This is a genomic window from Rhizobacter sp. SG703, from assembly GCF_012275445.1.
Taxonomy (GTDB): Bacteria; Pseudomonadota; Gammaproteobacteria; order Burkholderiales; family Burkholderiaceae_C; genus Rhizobacter.
The window spans coordinates 35,816-54,266 of sequence record NZ_JAAZQK010000009.1 but is presented as its reverse complement, the minus strand read 5'-3'; the positions used below and the strand labels follow the sequence as shown (position 1 = coordinate 54,266).

Sequence of the window (18,451 nt, the reverse complement as noted above, 5' to 3'; positions counted from 1 at the left end):
CGATTTTCCGATCGAAAGGCAGTCTGCTTTCTCGGCCCTGAGCACGGGTCATGGCGCTGCTGCAGTCGATGTCGTGACTCGTGCTTTTCCGACAACCGCTTTTGCAGTTTGAAAGGAAAAACGATGAGTTCGACTTCCCTCCAACGTTCGCGCGTGTTCGACCTGGTGCTCGCGGCCAGCGCGATCTTCGCCGCCGGCGCCGCGGCGGCCGCGAACCCGGTGTGCGCGCCCGCGTGGGACCGCAGCACCTCGTACGCCGGCGGCAGCCACGCCAGCCAGAACCTGACCAACTACACAGCGGCCTACCGCACGATCGACGAGAACCCGAACCCGCACAGCGGGCCGCCGGGCAGCGGGCAGCCGTGGGTGACCGACGGGCCGTGCGGCAACGCACCGGCGCCTTCGCCTGCACCCGCGCCTGCCCCTGCGCCTGCGCCGGCCCCCGCACCGGCTCCGGCGCCCTCTCCGGCACCGGCCCCCGCACCTGCGCCCGCAGCGAACGCCATCGTCGGCGGCTACTACCCGTGGTGGGTCGGCTCGCCGATCCGGCTGCGCGACATCGATCCGCACTTCAACCTCGTCTACCTGTTCGCCGCGACGCCGCCGGGTGGCGACACCTCGGGCAACGTGCGCTGGCAGGCTCCGGCCGACGGCAACGGTGCGTGGACGCACTGGGTCGAGGACATGCAGTACGCGCGCAGCGTGCAGAAGCGCAAGATCATCCTGTCGGTCGGCGGGGCCGGCTTCGGCATGTCCTTCCCCGACCGCGCCAAGTCGACCACCTTCGTCGACAGCATCGATGCGCTGTACACGCAGTGGCAGGGCTTCGACGGGCTGGACTTCAACACCTTCGAGGGTTCGCAGTCGCCCGACACCGGCGAGATGATCTGGATCGCGAAGGAACTGAAGCGCCGCCACCCGGGCTTCATCATCTCGGCGCCGCCGGCCCCGTGGAACCAGGTCGACCAGGCCTTCTGCAAGGCCATGCTGGACGCCGGCGCGCTGGACTACTGCGCGCCGCAGTACTACGACGGCCCGAACCTCGCGGACCCGAACTGGATCCTGCCGAACGTGGACCTGTGGATGACGCTGCTCGGCCCGGAGCACGTGGTGATCGGCTTCGGCGTCGACCCGCAGGCCTACAACTACGAAACCATCGAGACGGCGGTCAGCGTGTGGACACAGATCAAGGCACGCTACCCGAAGGTGCGCGGAGCCTTCGACTGGCAGATCAACAACGACGCGCTGCAGGGCTACCCGTTCGCGAAGCAGCTGGGGCCGCTGGTGCCTTGATGGGTGGCTGAGGCCCACCGTTCGCGTCGTGCCGGCGACGCTTCGCGACCGCGGCGATCCCTTCGTCGCATCGTGGTGTCGCTGGCGCCGGCGCATCGCCACAGTCCACCCCATCGACGACAGGTCGCCGTCGAACCGACCCGATGGAGTGAACCATGAACCGCACCGCCCTCACCTATTTCGTCACCGTCGCCCTCGCCGTCGGCAGCGCCGCCGCGATGGCCCAGGACGCCGCCGCGCCGAAGACCCGCGCACAAGTCCGCGCCGAACTGATCGAGGCCCGCGCCCAGGGCACGCTGCCGATGGGCGGCGAGTTCGCCGGCACGATGCGCCACGACGCGCCGGCCTCCGCCAGCACCCGCACCGCCGAGCGCAGCCCGAAGCGCGCCGAACCGGATCGCGAAACGAAGGCACCGATTGCCACCGGCGGTTGAACGTGCCACGCAGAGGCGCTCACGTCAGCTCCTTGCGAACTTTCAAGCTCGCTTTCACCTAGCGGCGCGAAACCAAGTGCTACCGACGTAAGCCCCGGCAACGCCCGCTTCAGCCACCGCTTCAGCTTGTCGAAACCCGATCACGTCGCCATGACGTGGTCTCAGGGAGAGATGAAGATGAAGCGCAGAAACCTGTTGCTGGCCGCCTCCGGGGCTGCCGGCGTGAGCCTCCTGCCGCTGGCGCCGTCGCGCGCCGCCGGCGCCCGCACCATCAGCTTCGGCCAGTCGGCCTCGCTGACCGGTGGCCAGGCCAGCTACGGCCGCGACGTGCAGAACGGCATCGCCGCCGCCTTCGCCGCGGCGAACGCCAACGAAGCCGCCAGCGGCCTTCACTTCGACCTGCAGACGCTCGACGACGGCGGCGTGCGCAGCCGCTGCATGAAGAACGTGATGCAGCTGGTCGAGAACGGCTCGACCGCGCTGATCGGCCTGACCAGCGGCGCCGGCGCCGAAGCCTGCGTGCCGGTGATCGAGGACGCGCAGATCGCGATGCTCGGCACCGCCAGCGGCAACATGGGCATCCGCGGCAGCAACGTCAGCGGGGCCTTCCACGTGCGTGCCGGCTACGACGCCGAATACAAGCGCATGGTCGGCTACGTGAAGGACTTCGGCATGCAGCGCATCGGCGTCGTCTACCTGAACGACACCTCGAAGGCCAACATGGAGGCGATGAACGCCGCGCTGTCGGCGCTGTCGATCCAGCCCAAGGTGTCGATCGGCATCGACCGCAACGCCGCGTCGTTCGACGGCATCGCCAACGAGCTGCTGGCCGCGCGCCTCGACTGCGTGCTGTTCACCGCCAACGCCGGGCCGGTCGGCAAGATCATCGACCACCTGGTGCGCGGCAAGTACGCCGGGCTGTTCTACGCGTCGTCGTTCGCCGGGCAGGACCTGATCGACACGCTGACCTCGCGCAAGCAGAGCTGCGTGATGAGCATGGTGGTGCCGCGCCCGACGCAGATGGGCGTCAACGTGGTCGCCCAATGCCAGCGCGACCTGGCGCTGCTGAACAACGGCGCCCGGCTGGGCATCACGACGCTCGAGGGCTACATCAGCGGGCGCATCGCGGTCGAGGCGGCGCTGGCCGCCGCGAAGGCCGGCACGCTGAACCGCGCGCGCATGAAGGATTCGCTGGCCGGGCTGCGCAGCGACCTGGGCGGCTACAAGGTCGAGTTCGCCGGCACCCCGCACGGCTCGCGCTATGTCGACCTGATCGCGATCGACCGCTACGGCCGTCTCGTCGGCTGAACGGGCAGCGCATGAAACGCCGCGACCTTCTGCTGGGCGGCGCTGTCGCCTGCGCGGGCTTCCCGCGCCTTGCATTCGCTTCCAACACCGTCGTCACGCTGGGCCAGAGCGCCTCGCTGACCGGCGCCCAGGCACGCTATGGCGCCGACGTGCGCGACGGCATCCTCGCCGCGTTCGCTGCCGCCAACCGGGCCGACCCCAAGGGCCCGCGCTTCGAGCTGCAGGTGTACGACGACGGCGGCAACAAGGACCGCTGCATCGCCAACGTGCAGCAGCTGATCGGCGACGGCGCCGCGGCGCTGGTCGGCCTGACCAGCGGCGCGGCGGCAGAGGCCTGCATGCCGCTGGTCGAGAAGAACCAGATCGCGCTGATCGGCACCGCCAGCGGCAACATGGGCATCCGCAGCGCGGCCTCGTCCGGCGCGGTGCACGTGCGCGCCGGCTACGACGTGGAGTACCGGCGCATGGTCGGCTACGCGAAGGAGTTCGGGTTCAAGCGCGTCGGCTACGTGCACCTGAAGGACACCTCGAAGGCCAACCTGCTGGCGATGGAGGACGCGCTGAGCCGGCTCGGGGTGCAACCCGTCGCGGTGGTGCCGATCGACCGCAACGCCGGCTCGCTGCTGCCGGTGGCGCAGCAGCTGCTCGACCTGCGTCTCGATTGCGTGATGTTCACCACCAACGCCGCGCCGGTGCTGTCGATCATCGAGCACATGCACACCGGCGCCTACCCGGGCATGCACTTCTCGTCGTCGTTCGCCGGCCAGGACCTGATCGACGGCGTGGTCGCGACGCGGCGCAGCGTGGTGATGAGCCTGGTGGTGCCGCGGCCATCGGCGCTGGGCGTCGGCGTGGTCGGCCAATGCAAGGGCGACCTGGCCGCACTCGGCGGTACTGCCGCGCTCGGCGTCACGACGCTGGAAGGCTACATCGCCGGCCGCGTCGCGGTCGAGGCGGTGCGCACCGCCGTCAAGGGCGGCGGCGCGACGCGCAGCCGGATGCGCGACGCGCTGGCGACGCTGCGCACCGACCTGGGCGGCTACCGCGTCGCCTATGCGCCCGACAACCCGCATGGCTCGCAGTACGTGGAAACGGTGGTGATCGACCGCTACGGCCGCATCGTCGGCTGAACACCGAGGGAGGACCTCATGGCTGCATCCTGGACGCGCGGGCTGGCCTGGCTCGCGTTGTGGTTCGCCGGCCTGCCGGCATGGGCGGCCGGCAGCGAGCCGAGCCCGCCGCAGTGGGCCGAGGCGCGCGCCACGGCCGCCGACATCGCCGCCGCGCTGGCGCGTCACTGCCCGGTGGCCGGCCCCGGCGACCAGCCGGCCTTCGAGCAGTGCAAGCGCGGGCTGTTCGGCGACGCGGCCGTGCGCGATGCGCTGGACGCCGTCGTGCTGTGGGGCCGCCAGCGCGACCCGGCGCTGTCGCTGCAGGCGAGCTCGCTGACGCAGTTCGCGCCGGACGTACTGACCGGGCTCTACCTGCCGCTGTTCATGTTCGACGGGCAGCACAGCGTGCGCTACGTCGCGTCCGAAGGGCTGTTCCAGCTGCGCTTCGCGACCGCCTTCCGCAACCGGCTCGCGCCGGGGCAGTTCCCGTACCCGTTCTGGCACGACGCCGAGAAGTGGGCGATGTACCAGGGCGCGACCGAGGTGCTGCTGTGGTGGGAGCCGATGCGCGGGCGCGTGAAGGTCGCGCAGTTCACGGTGCATGGCACGCAGCCGCCGATTGCCGTGGTCGGCCAGGTGCCCGCACCGGCGGGCTTCGGCGGGCAGTGGATGTGGACCGATGCGCAGGGGCAGACGCAGCCGAAGGCGTCGCTCTTCGACGGCCTGTACCGCCGCGACAACCCGTGGCTGGGCCGGCTCGAAGGCGCATACAAGCAGCTCGCGCTGCGCCTGCGCCAGGGCGAGTGCGATTCGTGCCACGTGCCGAGCAACCCGGACAAGAGCAAGCGCCTGGTGCTGCTGCAGACGCCCGCGCATGCCGCCGGCGAGATCGAGCGGCTGCTGAAGGCGGTGCGCGAAGACCGCATGCCGCGCGACGAGACCGGCATCGAGAACCCGCTGGACGCGACGACCAAGCGGGCGCTGCTGGAAGATGGCGAGGCCTTCGCGGCGGTGCTGGACGCGGCCCGGCGCTGGGAGGCGCAGGCGCGCCTGGCGGGCGCCGCCGGCGTGCCGGCCGCGCTTCGCTGATCGGCTGATCGGCTGTCGTCAGACGCCGGCCGAGGCCGGGCGCGCGTTCGCCAGCCAGTCGAGCGCGCCCTGCGCCGCCACGCGCGCGCTCGCCAGCGTGGCCGTCAGCAGGTAGCCGCCGGTCGGCGCTTCCCAGTCGAGCATCTCGCCGGCGACGAACACGCCGGGCACGGCCCGCAGCATCAGCGCGCCATCCAGCGCCGCAGCGCGCACGCCGCCGGCGCTGCTGATCGCCTCGTCGATCGGCCGCGTCGCGCCCACGGCGATGCGCAGCCCCTTGATGTGTGCGGCCAGGCGCTGCGGGTCCGCCAGGTCGGGCTTCGGCACCAGCTCGTGCAGCAGGCTCGCCTTGACGCCATGCAGCCCGAGGCGCGACTTCAGGTGCGTCGACAGCGAGCGCGGCCCGCGCGGGTGCGCGAGCTCGGCGGCCACCCAGTCCAGCGTGCGCGCCGGCAGCAGGTCGAGCGCGAAGCTCGCCTGGCCCGCCGCCTCGATGCCGTCGCGCAGCCGCGCCGACGCGGCATACACCAGGCTGCCTTCGACACCGGTCTGCGTGACGACGAACTCGCCCGCCTGCCGCCAGCCGTCGTCGAGCGCGATCGCGACCGACTTCAGCGGCTCGCCGGCGAAGCGGCTGCTGAAATGCGCGCTCCAGCCCGGCGTCACGTCGAAGCCGCAGTTCGACGGCCGCAGCGGCGCCACGTCGACCGCGCGCTGCGCGAGCCACGGCACCCACGCGCCATCGGAGCCGAGCCGCGACCAGCTCGCGCCGCCCAGCGCCAGCAGCACCGCATCGGCACGCACGCCATGCTCGCCGGTGGGCGACGCGAAGCGCAGCGTGCCGTCGTCGGCCCAGCCGAGCCAGCGCTGCCGCATGTGGAAGCGCACGCCGGCCGCACGCAGCCGCTGCAGCCACGCGCGCAGCAGCGGCGCGGCCTTCATGTCGGTCGGGAACACGCGGCCGGAGCTGCCGACGAAGGTGTCGATGCCGAGCGCACCGACCCATTCGCGCAGCTGTTGCGGGCCGAATGCGTCGAGCCAGCCGGCCACCTGCTCGCGCTGCGCGCCGTAGCGGCCGACGAAGGCCGGCAGCGGCTCGCTGTGCGTCAGGTTCAGCCCGCCCTTGCCGGCCAGCAGGAACTTGCGGCCGACCGACGGCATCGCGTCGTACAGGTCGACCTGCACGCCGCCGGCGGCCAGCCGTTCGGCCGCCATCAGGCCGGCCGGTCCTCCACCGACGATCACGACATTCGAAGCGGGGGCGATGGCAGGCATGGGCAGGGGACACGGCGGAAAGGGCCCGCATTGTCCCCCGCGCGGCACCGGCGTGCCGCCGATCAGTACTGCCCGCCCGACGCGGTGATGCGGTCGCCGTTGATCCAGCGTGCGTCATCGCTCGCGAGGAACACCGCGAGGTCGCCGATGTCGTCGGGCCGGCCGAAGCGCCCGGCGGGGATTGCGGCGAGCATCGCCTTGTGCATGTCGGAGCCGTCGGTCACGCCCATCGCCTGCAGGCCTTCGGTCGCGGTCGCGCCCGGAGCGATGGTGTTGACGCGGATGTTGCGACCCGCCAGCTCGATCGCCAGTGCCCGCGTGATCGCGTCGACCGCGCCCTTGGTCGCCGAGTAGACCGACGCATTCGGCATGCGCGCGGTGCTCGCGATCGAGCCGATGTTGACGATGCTGCCGCCACCCGCACCGAAATGCCGCGCCGCCTCCTGCGACGCCAGCAGCGTGCCCAGCACGTTGGTGTCGAACTGCGCGCGGTAGTCGTCTTCCGTCACCGCGTCGAGCGGGCCGAAGCGGTACACGCCGGCGTTGTTGACCAGCACGTCGACGCCGCCGAACACGCGCTTCGCATCGGCGAACACCCGCTTCACGTCGGCCGGCTTCGACATGTCGCCCTGCGCGACGATCGCGCGGCCACCCTGCTTGACGATCTGCGCGACCACCGCCTCGGCGCCGGCCTTGCTGCTCGCGTAGTTGACGACCACCGCGGCACCGGCGCCGGCCAGTGCGAGCGCGATGCCGGCCCCGATGCCCTTGGAGCCGCCGGTCACGACGGCCACCTTGTTGTTCAGCTTGCTCATGGAAATGTCCTGTGGTTGCTGGCGCCTGCTTGGCGTCGGAACGAATGGTGTTTGATTCGCTTGGCGCGCGGTAGCCGTCGCCATCGGCTAAGTTATATTCGCCAGCCAAATGACCGACCGCCTCGTCGCCCTGCGCTTGTTCGTCCGCGTCGCCCGCAGCGGCAGCTTCTCGCGTGCCGGGCGCGAGCTGGGGTTCTCGCAGCCGTCGGCCTCGCGCATCGTCAGCGAACTCGAGCGCGAGGTCGGCGCCGCGCTGCTGATGCGCACCACCCGCGCCGTGACGCTCACCGAGGCCGGTGCGGACTACCTGGCACGCACCGAGGCCATCCTCGACGCGCTCGACGAGGCCGACCATGCGGCGCGCGGCAGCGGCGAGCTGCGCGGCGTGCTGCGGGTCGGCCTGGCGGCCAGCTTCGGCGTGCGAGAGGTGATCCCCCGCCTGCCGGCCTTCGCCGACCGTCACCCGGCACTGCGCATCGAACTGCTGATGAGCGACCAGCGGCAGGACCTGGTGCACGACGGCGTCGACGTGGCGCTGCGCTTCGGCGAGTTGGCCGATTCGGTCGCGACCGCGCGCCGGCTCGGCGCGACGCGGCGGCTGCTGGTCGCGTCGCCCGACTACCTGGCGCGCGCCGGCGTGCCGCAGCAGCCGGCCGACCTGGCCGACCACCGCTTCATCGCCGGGCCGATCGGGCCGGGGCCGCGCGGCATCGCGATGACGCACGACGACCGCACGCTCGTCGTGCGCGTGCAGAGCCGGCTGACGGTGACCGTCAACGAAGGCGCGACCGCCGCCGCGGTGGCCGGTCTCGGCATCGCGATGAGCGGCCACTGGGGCTGTCGCGCCGAGCTCGACGCCGGTCGGCTGCAGCAGGTGCTGCCGGCGTGGGACCTGGGTGCGACCGAACTGCATGCGGTGTTCCCGGCCGGCCGGGCCGCGAAGCCGTCGGCCCGCGCCTTGGGCGAGTTCATCGCGGCAGCGCTGGCGGATCCGTCGTGATGGTTTGGTAGATTCGCCCGCCTGGGAGAACACCATCACATGACCGACAACGGACCGAACGACTCGATCGACCCGCTTCAACCGATTTCCGCCGTCCCTGAGGCGACGGCCGCCACCACGCCGCCCTCATCCGACCCGCTGCCCCGGCAACTGCCGCGCGGCGCGCTCGGCGCCTGGTGGCTGCAAGGCTTTCGCACCGCGCTGCTGATGCGCGCCGACTGGACCGGCCTGCAGGCCACGCCGGCCCTCACCGCCTGCCTGTTCCTGGTGCCGCTTGCCATCGGCGTGGGGATCGAGCGGCTCTTCATCGTCGGCGCCGCGACCTTCTACTGGCCAACGCTGCTGACCTCGCGCTGGATGGGACTGGTGCTGCTGATCTGGGCCTGCTGGCTGCTGGTTCGCGCGCCGGGGCACGGCCGCGGCGATGGCGACAAGAGCGTGCCCGATGCGGCAGCGCTGTTCGCGATGCTGTGCGCGCAAGGCCTGCCGACGCTGGTGATGCTGTCGCTGCTGTTCGTGCCGATGGCCCGCAACGGGCTGTACGGCAGCGGTGGCGAAGGAGGCTGGGCGGCCTGGGGCACCTGGTGGATCGCGATGGGCTGGTTGTTCCTCGCGCAGGCCGCGCTGCTGTGGCGCGCCGGAACGCGCTTCGTGCCGAGGCTGGGCGCACTGCTGCTGGTTGCGGCGACGCTGCTGACCAACCAGTGGCTGAACCGCGGCGCGCACTGGTACCCCGCACGTGGCGAGACGGCCGAGGGCGACGACGATGCCGCGCCGCGCTTCAAGCTGACGCAGGAACTCGTCGAGCAGCAATCACAGCTGCTGCGGACCCGGCTGCAGGCGCTCGCGCCGCAGCGCAAGGGCACGATCGACGTCTACACGCTGACCTTCGCGCCGAACGCCGAAGAAGAGGTGTTCCGCCGCGAGAGCGCGATGGTGGCCGACGTGATGACGACCCGCTTCGACGGCGCCGGCCGCGCGCTGCAGCTGGTCAGCCACCATGACGACCCGGCCTCGTTCGCGTGGGCCACGCCGGTCAACCTGCAGCGTGCCATCGCGCGCATGGCCGCGCTGATGGACCGCGACGAAGACGTGCTGTTCCTGCACCTCACGTCGCACGGCGCGCGCGACGGGCAGCTCGCGTCGTCGTTCTGGCCGCTGGAGGTCGAATCGGTCACGCCGGCGATGCTGAAGGGCTGGCTCGACGCCGCCGGCATCCGCCACCGCGTGATCTCGGTGTCGGCCTGCTACTCGGGCAGCTGGATCGCGCCGCTGTCCGACCCCGACACGCTCGTGATGACCGCGGCCGATGCCGACCACACCTCGTACGGCTGCGGCCGCCGTTCGCCGCTGACCTTCTTCGGCCGCGCGATGTACGACGAAGGCATGCGCACGACCTGGTCGTTCGAGGAAGCGCATGCCGCCGCGCGAAAGGTGATCGAGCAGCGCGAGAAGGAAGCCGGCAAGACCGACGGCTACTCGAACCCGCAGATCGCGGTGGGCGAGCGGATGCGCGAGACGTTGGCGGCGCTGGCGAAGCAGCGCGCGGCGGCAGCCCACCCGTAGCGGCTCCTTCAAGCAACGCCCGGGGATCCGGCTTTGCCGGGCCCCTGGGTGGCGCCCCTTGGGGGCCGAGCCCGGACATAAACAGTCCTGAGGACTGTTTATGCCTGGCGAGGAGCTGGGCCCCTGGCCCAGCGCGGCCTGCAAGGCAGGAGCGAAGCGACTTGGGGGCCTCAGCCTGCCGCGGAGTCCTTGATCTCCATCGCCTTGTTCACGCTGAGCGCGATCAGCGTGGCCGCCGCGCCCGACAGCAGGTAGACGCTGACGTAGGCCAGCCCGAAGTGGGCCGACAGCCCCAGCGCCACCAGCGGTGCGAAGGCCGCGCCGACCAGCCAGGCCAGGTCGGAGGTCAGCGCGGCACCGGTGTAGCGGTGCTGCGTCTCGAAGTTCGACGTCACCGCGCCGGACGCCTGGCCGTACGACAAGCCGAGCAGCGCGAAGCCGACCAGGATGAACACGTCCTGCCCGAGCGGCCCGCCGCCCAGCAGCGTCGGCGCGAAGCCGCTGAACACCCCGATCGCGGCGGCCAGCGTGCCGAGCGTGGTGCGGCGCCCGAAGGTGTCGGCGATGCGGCCCGACGCGATGATGCCCAGCGCGGCAATGCCGGCACCGACCATCTGCACCGCGAGGAACTCGCTGATCGACTGCGTGGAATACAGCTTGATCCACGACAGCGGGAACACCGTGACGATGTGGAACAGCGCATAGCTCGCGAGCGCCGCGAACGCGCCGATCACCACCGTCGAGCCCTGCGTGCGGGCCAGTTCGCCGACCGGGGTCGGCTCGAGCTCGTGCGCGTCGAGCAGCTTCGCGTATTCGTTGGTGGCCACCAGGCGCAGCCGCGCGAACAGCGCGACCACGTTGATCGCGAAGGCCACGTAGAACGGGTAGCGCCAGCCCCACGACAGGAAGTCTTCGGAGCTCAGGCTTGCGTACAGGAATGCGAACAGCCCGCTCGCGAGCGTGAAGCCGATCGGCGCGCCCAGCTGGCCGAGCATCGCGTACCAGCCGCGGCGGTTGCTCGGCGCGTTCAACGCCAGCAGCGACGGCAGGCCGTCCCAGGCGCCGCCGAGCGCCAGCCCCTGGCCGACGCGGAAGATCGACAGCAGCACGATCGACGTGAAGCCGATGCTCTGGAAGCCCGGCACGAAGGCCATGCCGGCGGTCGACGAGCCGAGCAGGAACAGCGCGATCGTCAGCTTGGCCTCGCGGCCGTAGCGCTTCTGGATCGCCATGAAGATGATGCTGCCGATCGGGCGCGCGATGAACGCGAACGAGAAGATCGTGAAGGCCCACAGCGTGCCTTCGAGGCCTTTTTCGAACGGGAAAAACACTGCCGGGAACACGAGCACTGCCGCGATGCCGAACACGAAGAAGTCAAAATACTCGGATGACCGCCCGATGATCACGCCGATGGCGATCTCGCCGGGCGCGACCTTCGCGTCGTGGGCGGCATGCAGCCTGCGGGTGTCGCGACCGATGTCTTCGGTCGTCGGATGCGGGTGTTTCGGGTCCAGGGAGGAGGTCGGCATGAAGCTTCAGTCTGCTGTCGTGAGCAATTTGGAGGTTCCCACGGGCCGGCGCTGGAGGCGATAGGACAAAACGTCCAATCCCCGAACCGGGCCGTTGAACGTAGATTCTCTGCCCATCGGGCGCCGGTTGGAAGCATTTTGCGCGCCCCTCCTACACAGACCTGGCATGCCACCCCTTCACAAGCCCCTGAGCCGACCGCTCCTGCTGGCCCCCGCGCTGCTCCTCTCGGGGCTGCTGGCCGGCTGCAACACCGTGCTGCTGAACCCGTCGGGCGACATCGCCGCGCAGCAAGGCAAGCTGATCGTCGTCAGCACCTGGCTGATGCTGCTGATCATCGTGCCGGTGATCGCGCTGACGCTGACCTTCGCATGGAAGTACCGCGCCTCCAACCGCGCGGCCCGCTACGAACCCGACTGGGACCACTCCACGCAGCTCGAGCTGGTGATCTGGGCGGCGCCGCTGCTGATCATCATCGCGCTCGGCGCGATCACCTGGATCAGCACCCACACGCTGGACCCGTACCGCCCGCTGAGCCGCATCGACGACAAGCGCCCGGTCACCGCCGACGTGAAGCCGCTGGTCGTCGAGGTGGTGGCACTCGACTGGAAGTGGCTCTTCATCTACCCGGAACAAGGCATCGCCGTCGTCAACGAGCTGGCCGCGCCGGTCGACCGGCCGATCCAGTTCAAGATCACCGCGTCGTCGGTGATGAACGCGTTCTACATCCCCGAGCTGGCCGGCATGATCTACGCGATGCCGGGCATGCAGACCCAGCTGCACGCGGTCATCAACAAGCCGGGCGACTACGAGGGCTTCTCGTCCAACTACAGCGGCGCCGGCTTCTCGCACATGCGCTTCCGCTTCCACGGCCTGGACCGTGCCGGCTTCGACCAGTGGGTGCAGGCGGCCAAGGCCGATGCGAAGGAGCTGACCCGCGCCGACTACCTGCAGCTCGAGAAGCCCAGCGAGCGCGAACCGGTGCGCCGCTACGCGAGCTTCGCGCCCGGCCTGTACGACGCCATCCTGAACCGCTGCGTCGACAGCTCGAAGATGTGCATGTCGGAAATGATGGCGATCGACGCCGGCGGCGGCTTGGGCCGCCAGGGCATCGACGGCGTCAAGGAGAAGGACGGCCACACCTCCGACGCCAACGGCGCCACGCCGCGCACGTACTACGTCGCCGCGGCGCTGTGCACCGTCGCCGATCCCACCGGCACGCAGCCCGTGCTGCGCGCCGCGCAGAACGACATGCAAAACACCGCGCAAAACGCCACCGCGCAGAACTGAGTCGCACCGATGCTCGATCACCTCGATTTGACGAAGCTCGTCTTCGGCCGCCTGTCATGGAACGCGATCCCGCTCCATGAGCCCATCCTGCTCGTCACCTTCGTCGCCGTCTGCCTCGGCGGCCTCGGCATGGTGGCGCTGCTGACCCGCTACCGCCTGTGGGGCTACCTGTGGCGCGAATGGTTCACCAGCATCGACCACAAGAAGATCGGGATCATGTACGTGATCCTCGGCCTGGTGATGCTGCTGCGCGGCTTCGCCGACGCGGTGATGATGCGGGCCCAGCAGGCCGTGTCGTTCGGCGAGAACCTCGGCTACCTGCCGCCGCACCATTACGACCAGATCTTCACCGCCCACGGCGTGATCATGATCTTCTTCGTCGCGATGCCGCTGGTCACCGGGCTGATGAACTTCGTCGTGCCGCTGCAGATCGGCGCGCGCGACGTGGCCTTCCCGTTCCTGAACAACTTCAGCTTCTGGATGACCACCTTCGGCGCCGGGCTGGTGATGGCCTCGCTGTTCGTCGGCGAATTCGCGCGCACCGGATGGCTCGCCTACCCGCCGCTGTCGGGCATCGCGTACAGCCCCGACGTGGGGGTCGACTACTACATCTGGTCCTTGCAGATCGCGGGGGTCGGCACGCTGCTGTCGGGCGTGAACCTGATCGCCACCATCGTCAAGATGCGCGCGCCCGGCATGTCGATGATGAAGATGCCGGTCTTCACGTGGACCTCGCTGTGCACCAACATCCTGATCGTCGCCGCCTTCCCGGTGCTGACGGCGGTGCTGGTGCTGCTCTCGCTCGACCGCTACGCCGGCACCAACTTCTTCACGAACGACCTCGGCGGCAACGCGATGATGTACGTGAACCTGATCTGGATCTGGGGCCACCCCGAGGTCTACATCCTGGTGCTGCCGGCCTTCGGCATCTTCTCCGAGGTGGTCTCCACCTTCAGCGGCAAGCGCCTGTTCGGCTACGCGTCGATGGTGTACGCCACGGTCGTGATCACCATCCTGTCGTACCTGGTGTGGCTCCACCACTTCTTCACGATGGGGTCCGGGGCGAGCGTCAACTCGTTCTTCGGCATCACGACGATGATCATCTCGATCCCGACCGGCGCGAAGATCTTCAACTGGCTCTTCACGATGTACCGCGGCCGCATCCGCTTCGAGGTGCCGATGCTGTGGACGGTCGGCTTCATGATCACCTTCGTGATCGGCGGCATGACCGGCGTGCTGCTGGCGGTGCCGCCGGCCGACTTCGTGCTGCACAACAGCCTGTTCCTGATCGCGCACTTCCACAACGTGATCATCGGCGGCGTGCTGTTCGGGCTGATGGCCGGCATCACCTACTGGTTCCCGAAGGCCTTCGGCTACAAGCTCGATCCGTTCTGGGGCAAGTGCTCGTTCTGGTTCTGGCAGATCGGCTTCTTCTTCGCGTTCATGCCGCTGTACGTGCTGGGCCTGATGGGCGTCACGCGCCGGCTGAGCCACTTCGAGGACCCGTCGCTGCAGGTCTGGTTCGTGATCGCCGCGTTCGGTGCGTTCCTGATCGCGCTGGGCATCGGCAGTTTCCTGATCCAGCTGGTGGTCAGCTTCATGCGCCGCGAGCAGCTGCGCGACGTGACCGGCGACCCATGGGACGGCCGCACGCTCGAATGGTCGACCGCGTCGCCGCCGCCGGCCTACAACTTCGCGTTCACGCCGGTGGTGCACGACAACGACGCCTGGTACGACATGAAGGCCAACAAGTTCGAGCGCCCGACCGACGGCTTCATCCCGATCCACATGCCGAAGAACACCGGCGCCGGCTTCATCATCGCCGGCCTCGCGGCGGCGATGGGCTTCGCGATGATCTGGCAGATGTGGCTGCCGGCCGTCCTCGGCTTCGTCGCGATGATGGCCGCGATCATCGTCCACACCTTCAACTACAAGCGTGACTTCCACATCGGCGCCGACGAAGTCGTCCGCACCGAGAACGCACGCACCCAGCTGCTGGCCGCCCCCCATGTCCATGCCTCCTGAACTGACCCTGAACCCCACGGCCGGCGCTGACGCGCCGCGCTACTACCTGCGCGACGAACACCATCCGGAGAACGGCACCCTGCTCGGGTTCTGGCTCTACCTGATGAGCGACTGCCTGGTCTTCGCCTGCCTGTTCGCGGTGTACGGCGTGCTGGGCCGCAGCTATGCGGCCGGCCCGTCGGGCGCCGACCTGTTCGACCTGCCGCTGGTCGCGGTGAACACCTCGCTGCTGCTGCTGTCGTCGATCACCTACGGCTTCGCGGTGCTCGAGATGCAGCGCAAGCACCTGCGCGCGACGCTGGTGTGGCTGGGCGTCACCGGCCTGTTCGGGCTGGGCTTCCTGAGTCTGGAGCTGTACGAGTTCGCGCACCTGATCCACGAAGGCGCCGGCCCGCAGCGCAGCGCGTTCCTGTCGTCGTTCTTCACGCTGGTCGGCACGCACGGGCTGCACGTCACCTTCGGCATCGTCTGGCTGGTCACGCTGATGTTCCAGCTCGGCAGGCACGGGTTGACCGCGCCGAACCGCCGCCGCGTGATGTGCCTGTCGATGTTCTGGCACTTCCTGGACGTCGTCTGGATCGGCGTCTTCACGTTCGTGTACCTGATGGGAGTGCTGCCGTGAGCGCGCATGAGATGAACCACGACGACCATGGCCACGGCCATGACGACCACGATCACCACGACGGCGGCCACGCGCCGAGCACGCTGAAGGGCTACGCCACCGGCTTCATCCTGTCGGTGATCCTGACGGCGATCCCGTTCTGGCTGGTGATGGGCAAGGCCTTCAACAACTCCAGCACCACCGCGCTGGTGATCCTCGGCTTCGCCGCGGTGCAGATCGTCGTGCACATGGTGTACTTCCTGCACATGAACGCCCGCTCCGAAGGCGGCTGGACGATGCTGGCGCTGATCTTCACGCTGGTGCTGGTGGTGATCACGCTGAGCGGTTCGTTGTGGGTGATGTTCCACATGAACAGCAACATGATGCCGACGATGCACGAGATGAAGGTTCGGCCCTGACCAGCGGACGGTGAACACCCCGCTGCCACGCCGCTCGACGGCGACCCGCCTCGCGCTGGTCGCGTCGGCGGCGTTGCTGTTGGCGGGCTTCGTCGCGCTCGGCTGCTGGCAGGTGCAGCGGCTGTTCTGGAAGCTCGATTTGATCGAACGGGTCGAGCAGCGGGTCCGTGCCGCTCCGGTCGAGGCGCCCACCGGCCCCGTCGCCGCAGCGACCGACGAATACCGTCACGTCGTGCTGCGCGGCCGCTTCCTGCATGCGCACGAGACGCTGGTGCAGGCCGTCACCGAGCAGGGTCCCGGCTGGTGGCTGGTGACCCCGCTGCAGCAGGCCGACGGGCGCAGCGTGCTGGTGAACCGCGGCTTCGTCACCACCGGCTCCAAGGCGCTGGCCGCGCGCCCCGACGGAGAGCTCGCCGTCACCGGCCTGCTGCGCCTGAGCGAGCCGCATGGCGGCTTCCTGCGCCGCAACGATCCCGCCGCCAACCGCTGGTTCTCGCGCGACGTGCAGGCCATCGCCGCGGCGCGCGGGCTGGCGGATGTTGCGCCCTATTTCGTCGACGCCGATGCCTCCGCCGACCCCTGGCCCGTCGCCGGCCTCACGGTGGTCAGCTTCCACAACAACCACCTCGTCTACGCCCTCACCTGGTTCGGCCTGGCCGCAATGGTGGCAGGGGTGGCGTGGATGCTGCGACCGGGCGGTCGCTGGTCGAGGGAGAATGCGCCCTCCCCGACCCCCGCCTGTGCAATCCGCCCCGATGCCCCCCACGGCTGACACCCTGCCGCTGCAGCACACGACCATCGGTCCGCCCACCACCTGGGCCGGCACCGTGGGCGTCGCCGACGCCGGGCTGAAGAACATGCAGCAGCTGATCCAGCTGCGCTGGATCGCGGTGGTCGGGCAGGTCGTCACCGTCGCGATCGTCCATTTCGGCTTTGGCATCCGGCTGCCGCTGGAGCACATGCTCGCGGTGCTGTACTGCCTGGTCGCGTTCAACCTGGTCAGCGTGCTGCGGCTGCGCAACCGGCGGCCGGTGCTGCATGTGGAGCTGCTGGTGGCGCTGCTGGTCGACGTCGGCATGCTGACCTCGCAGCTGTACCTGAGCGGCGGCGCGACCAACCCGTTCGCCTTCCTGTACCTGCTGCAGGTGATCCTCGGCGCGGTGCTGCTGAAGCCGCGTTACACCTGGGTGCTGGTGGTCGTCACCTGCCTGTGCTTCGCCGGGCTCGGGCTGTACTACCGGCCGCTGGACATCCCGCTCGACCATGTGAGCGGCCTGTCGAGCCCGTTCGTGCTGGGGCTGCTGCTGTGCTTCGCGCTGAACGCCGCGCTGCTGGTCACCTTCATCACCCGCATCCAGCGCAACCTGCGCGCCCGCGATGCGCGGCTGGCCGACCTGCGCCAGCGCGCCGCCGAAGAGGAGCACATCGTGCGCATGGGCCTGCTCGCGTCGGGCGCGGCGCATGAGCTGGGCACGCCGCTCGCGACGCTGGCGGTGATCCTCGGCGACTGGCGCCGGCTGCCGCACTTCAGTTCCGACCCGGAGCTGCTCGAAGAGGTGGTCGAGATGCAGACCCAGTTGGAGCGCTGCAAGGCGATCGTCAGCGGCATCCTGCTGACGGCCGGCGAGGCGCGCGGCGAATCGTCCGAAGCGACGACGCTCGCGACCTTCCTCGACGAGCTGGTGGACGACTGGCGCCGCACCCGGCCGGTCAAGGCCTTCGCGTACGAGAACCGCTTCGGCGACGACCTGCCGATGGTGTCCGACTCGGCGATCCAGCAGATGATCTGCAACGTGCTCGACAACGCGCTCGAAGCCTCGCCGCAGTGGCTGCGGCTCGACGTCGAGCGCGCCGGCGACGCGCTGAGCCTGACGGTCACCGATGCCGGCAAGGGCTTCGCGCCGGGCTTGCTGGAGACGCTGGGCCAGCCCTACCGCTCGACCAAGGGGCGGCCCGGCAGCGGGCTCGGGCTGTTCCTGGTGGTCAACGTCGCGCGCACGATCGGCGGCACGGTGGAGGCGGCGAATCGGCCGGAAGGCGGCGCGATGGTGAAGATCACGCTGCCGTTGTCGGCGATCGTGCTGGAGCCGGAAGAAGAGACCGACGCCACCGACGACGATGCGCAAGATGACGAGGACCCGACCGAACGCCATGGACAACGCTGAACGCCGACTGCTGATCGTCGAGGACGACGCCTCGTTCGCGCGCACGCTCGGCCGCTCGTTCGAGCGGCGCGACTACCGCGTCACGCTCGCCGCGAGCCTGGCCGACGTGAGCACCGTGCTGCAGACCGAATCGCCCGGCTTCGCGATCGTCGACCTGAAGCTCAACGGCGAGGCCTCGGGCCTGGCCTGCGTGCAGGCGCTGCATGCGCACGACCCGAAGATGCTGATCGTCGTGCTGACCGGTTTCGCGAGCATCGGCACCGCGGTCGAGGCGATCAAGCTCGGGGCGTGCCACTACCTCGCGAAGCCGTCGAACACCGACGACATCGAAGCCGCGTTCGGCCGCGCGGCCGGCACCACCGAGGTCGAGCTGACGAACCGCTCCAGCTCGATCAAGACGCTGGAGTGGGAACGCATCCACGAGACGCTGGCGGAGACCGGCTTCAACATCTCCGAGACCGCGCGGCGGCTGGGCATGCACCGGCGGACCCTGGCGCGCAAGCTCGGCAAGCAGCAGGTGAAATAGGGCCCC

17 protein-coding genes are annotated in these 18,451 nt (G+C 69.7%); 14 read left to right on the top strand and 3 right to left on the bottom strand.

Annotation, left to right across the window (positions count from 1 at the left end):
• Positions 1-123 precede the first annotated feature (123 nt).
• The 5 genes from FHT26_RS19650 (at position 124) to FHT26_RS19630 (ending at position 5,236) form a co-directional block, all read left to right on the top strand.
• Positions 124-1,293 (top strand): glycoside hydrolase family 18 protein, encoded by a 1,170-nt coding sequence (locus FHT26_RS19650; protein ID WP_210427497.1) that lies wholly within the window; start codon positions 124-126, stop codon positions 1,291-1,293.
• Positions 1,294-1,448: 155 nt separating this feature from the next.
• Positions 1,449-1,727: a DUF4148 domain-containing protein gene (locus tag FHT26_RS19645; RefSeq protein WP_168561808.1), complete on the top strand. Its 279-nt coding sequence runs from the start codon at positions 1,449-1,451 to the stop codon at positions 1,725-1,727.
• Between the two features lie 177 nt (positions 1,728-1,904).
• On the top strand, positions 1,905-3,035 hold the full coding sequence (locus FHT26_RS19640) for an ABC transporter substrate-binding protein (protein WP_168561807.1): 1,131 nt from the start codon (positions 1,905-1,907) through the stop codon (positions 3,033-3,035).
• 11 nt (positions 3,036-3,046) lie between these two features.
• A complete protein-coding gene (locus FHT26_RS19635; RefSeq protein ID WP_168561806.1) occupies positions 3,047-4,165 on the top strand; it encodes an ABC transporter substrate-binding protein in 1,119 nt (372 codons plus the stop codon).
• A gap of 18 nt (positions 4,166-4,183) precedes the next feature.
• Positions 4,184-5,236, top strand: a complete 1,053-nt coding sequence (locus FHT26_RS19630; protein WP_168561805.1) for a hypothetical protein — start codon at positions 4,184-4,186, stop codon at positions 5,234-5,236.
• Between the two features lie 18 nt (positions 5,237-5,254).
• Here the strand turns inward: FHT26_RS19630 and FHT26_RS19625 are convergent, their stop codons facing one another.
• Both FHT26_RS19625 and FHT26_RS19620 read right to left on the bottom strand, forming a co-directional pair.
• Positions 5,255-6,511, bottom strand: a complete 1,257-nt coding sequence (locus FHT26_RS19625; RefSeq protein WP_168561804.1) for a TIGR03862 family flavoprotein — start codon at positions 6,509-6,511, stop codon at positions 5,255-5,257.
• Positions 6,512-6,573: 62 nt separating this feature from the next.
• A complete protein-coding gene (locus FHT26_RS19620; protein WP_168561803.1) occupies positions 6,574-7,326 on the bottom strand; it encodes a glucose 1-dehydrogenase in 753 nt (250 codons plus the stop codon).
• 109 nt (positions 7,327-7,435) lie between these two features.
• Here FHT26_RS19620 and FHT26_RS19615 point away from each other — a divergent pair, with 109 nt between their 5' ends.
• Positions 7,436-8,326, top strand: coding sequence for a LysR family transcriptional regulator (locus FHT26_RS19615; RefSeq protein WP_168561802.1), 891 nt, complete (start codon positions 7,436-7,438; stop codon positions 8,324-8,326).
• A 39-nt stretch (positions 8,327-8,365) separates the two neighbouring features.
• Complete coding sequence (locus FHT26_RS19610) at positions 8,366-9,892, top strand: C13 family peptidase (RefSeq protein ID WP_168561801.1); 1,527 nt, start codon at positions 8,366-8,368, stop codon at positions 9,890-9,892.
• Positions 9,893-10,062: 170 nt separating this feature from the next.
• On the opposite strand, the gene FHT26_RS19605 is transcribed toward FHT26_RS19610, so the two are convergent.
• Positions 10,063-11,421 carry an MFS transporter gene (locus tag FHT26_RS19605; RefSeq protein ID WP_168561800.1) on the bottom strand — a complete coding sequence of 453 codons (1,359 nt, stop codon included), beginning with the start codon at positions 11,419-11,421 and terminating at the stop codon, positions 10,063-10,065.
• A gap of 166 nt (positions 11,422-11,587) precedes the next feature.
• Here FHT26_RS19605 and cyoA point away from each other — a divergent pair, with 166 nt between their 5' ends.
• The 7 genes from cyoA to FHT26_RS19570 are packed head-to-tail and all read left to right on the top strand — an operon-like array spanning position 11,588 to position 18,445.
• On the top strand, positions 11,588-12,709 hold the full coding sequence (gene cyoA / locus FHT26_RS19600; protein WP_168561799.1) for a ubiquinol oxidase subunit II: 1,122 nt from the start codon (positions 11,588-11,590) through the stop codon (positions 12,707-12,709).
• A gap of 9 nt (positions 12,710-12,718) precedes the next feature.
• Positions 12,719-14,734 carry a cytochrome o ubiquinol oxidase subunit I gene (gene cyoB / locus FHT26_RS19595; RefSeq protein WP_168561798.1) on the top strand — a complete coding sequence of 672 codons (2,016 nt, stop codon included), beginning with the start codon at positions 12,719-12,721 and terminating at the stop codon, positions 14,732-14,734.
• Complete coding sequence (gene cyoC, locus FHT26_RS19590) at positions 14,718-15,356, top strand: cytochrome o ubiquinol oxidase subunit III (protein ID WP_168561797.1); 639 nt, start codon at positions 14,718-14,720, stop codon at positions 15,354-15,356. Before cyoB ends, cyoC begins: the two co-directional genes overlap by 17 nt.
• 11 nt (positions 15,357-15,367) lie before the next feature.
• A complete protein-coding gene (gene cyoD, locus FHT26_RS19585; protein WP_210427509.1) occupies positions 15,368-15,754 on the top strand; it encodes a cytochrome o ubiquinol oxidase subunit IV in 387 nt (128 codons plus the stop codon).
• Between the two features lie 10 nt (positions 15,755-15,764).
• The gene (locus FHT26_RS19580; RefSeq protein WP_168561795.1) at positions 15,765-16,526 is read left to right on the top strand and encodes an SURF1 family cytochrome oxidase biogenesis protein; all 762 of its coding nucleotides are present in this window, start codon (positions 15,765-15,767) and stop codon (positions 16,524-16,526) included.
• Entirely contained in the window at positions 16,510-17,919 is a 1,410-nt protein-coding gene (locus FHT26_RS19575) for an ATP-binding protein (protein WP_168561794.1), read from the top strand. The genes FHT26_RS19580 and FHT26_RS19575 overlap by 17 nt, the downstream gene beginning before the upstream one ends.
• Positions 17,906-18,445, top strand: coding sequence for a response regulator transcription factor (locus FHT26_RS19570; protein ID WP_168561793.1), 540 nt, complete (start codon positions 17,906-17,908; stop codon positions 18,443-18,445). Before FHT26_RS19575 ends, FHT26_RS19570 begins: the two co-directional genes overlap by 14 nt.
• The last annotated feature ends 6 nt before the right edge of the window (positions 18,446-18,451 follow it).

Bases quoted from the DNA above. Each gene is read 5' to 3' on its own strand.
- FHT26_RS19650 (WP_210427497.1), top strand. From the start codon at position 124: ATGAGTTCGACTTCCCTCCAACGTTCGCGCGTGTTCGACCTGGTGCTC.
- FHT26_RS19645 (WP_168561808.1), top strand. From the start codon at position 1,449: ATGAACCGCACCGCCCTCACCTATTTCGTCACCGTCGCCCTCGCCGTC.
- FHT26_RS19640 (WP_168561807.1), top strand. From the start codon at position 1,905: ATGAAGCGCAGAAACCTGTTGCTGGCCGCCTCCGGGGCTGCCGGCGTG.
- FHT26_RS19635 (WP_168561806.1), top strand. From the start codon at position 3,047: ATGAAACGCCGCGACCTTCTGCTGGGCGGCGCTGTCGCCTGCGCGGGC.
- FHT26_RS19630 (WP_168561805.1), top strand. From the start codon at position 4,184: ATGGCTGCATCCTGGACGCGCGGGCTGGCCTGGCTCGCGTTGTGGTTC.
- FHT26_RS19625 (WP_168561804.1), bottom strand. From the start codon at position 6,511: ATGCCTGCCATCGCCCCCGCTTCGAATGTCGTGATCGTCGGTGGAGGA.
- FHT26_RS19620 (WP_168561803.1), bottom strand. From the start codon at position 7,326: ATGAGCAAGCTGAACAACAAGGTGGCCGTCGTGACCGGCGGCTCCAAG.
- FHT26_RS19615 (WP_168561802.1), top strand. From the start codon at position 7,436: ATGACCGACCGCCTCGTCGCCCTGCGCTTGTTCGTCCGCGTCGCCCGC.
- FHT26_RS19610 (WP_168561801.1), top strand. From the start codon at position 8,366: ATGACCGACAACGGACCGAACGACTCGATCGACCCGCTTCAACCGATT.
- FHT26_RS19605 (WP_168561800.1), bottom strand. From the start codon at position 11,421: ATGCCGACCTCCTCCCTGGACCCGAAACACCCGCATCCGACGACCGAA.
- cyoA (WP_168561799.1), top strand. From the start codon at position 11,588: ATGCCACCCCTTCACAAGCCCCTGAGCCGACCGCTCCTGCTGGCCCCC.
- cyoB (WP_168561798.1), top strand. From the start codon at position 12,719: ATGCTCGATCACCTCGATTTGACGAAGCTCGTCTTCGGCCGCCTGTCA.
- cyoC (WP_168561797.1), top strand. From the start codon at position 14,718: ATGTCCATGCCTCCTGAACTGACCCTGAACCCCACGGCCGGCGCTGAC.
- cyoD (WP_210427509.1), top strand. From the start codon at position 15,368: ATGAACCACGACGACCATGGCCACGGCCATGACGACCACGATCACCAC.
- FHT26_RS19575 (WP_168561794.1), top strand. From the start codon at position 16,510: ATGCCCCCCACGGCTGACACCCTGCCGCTGCAGCACACGACCATCGGT.
- FHT26_RS19570 (WP_168561793.1), top strand. From the start codon at position 17,906: ATGGACAACGCTGAACGCCGACTGCTGATCGTCGAGGACGACGCCTCG.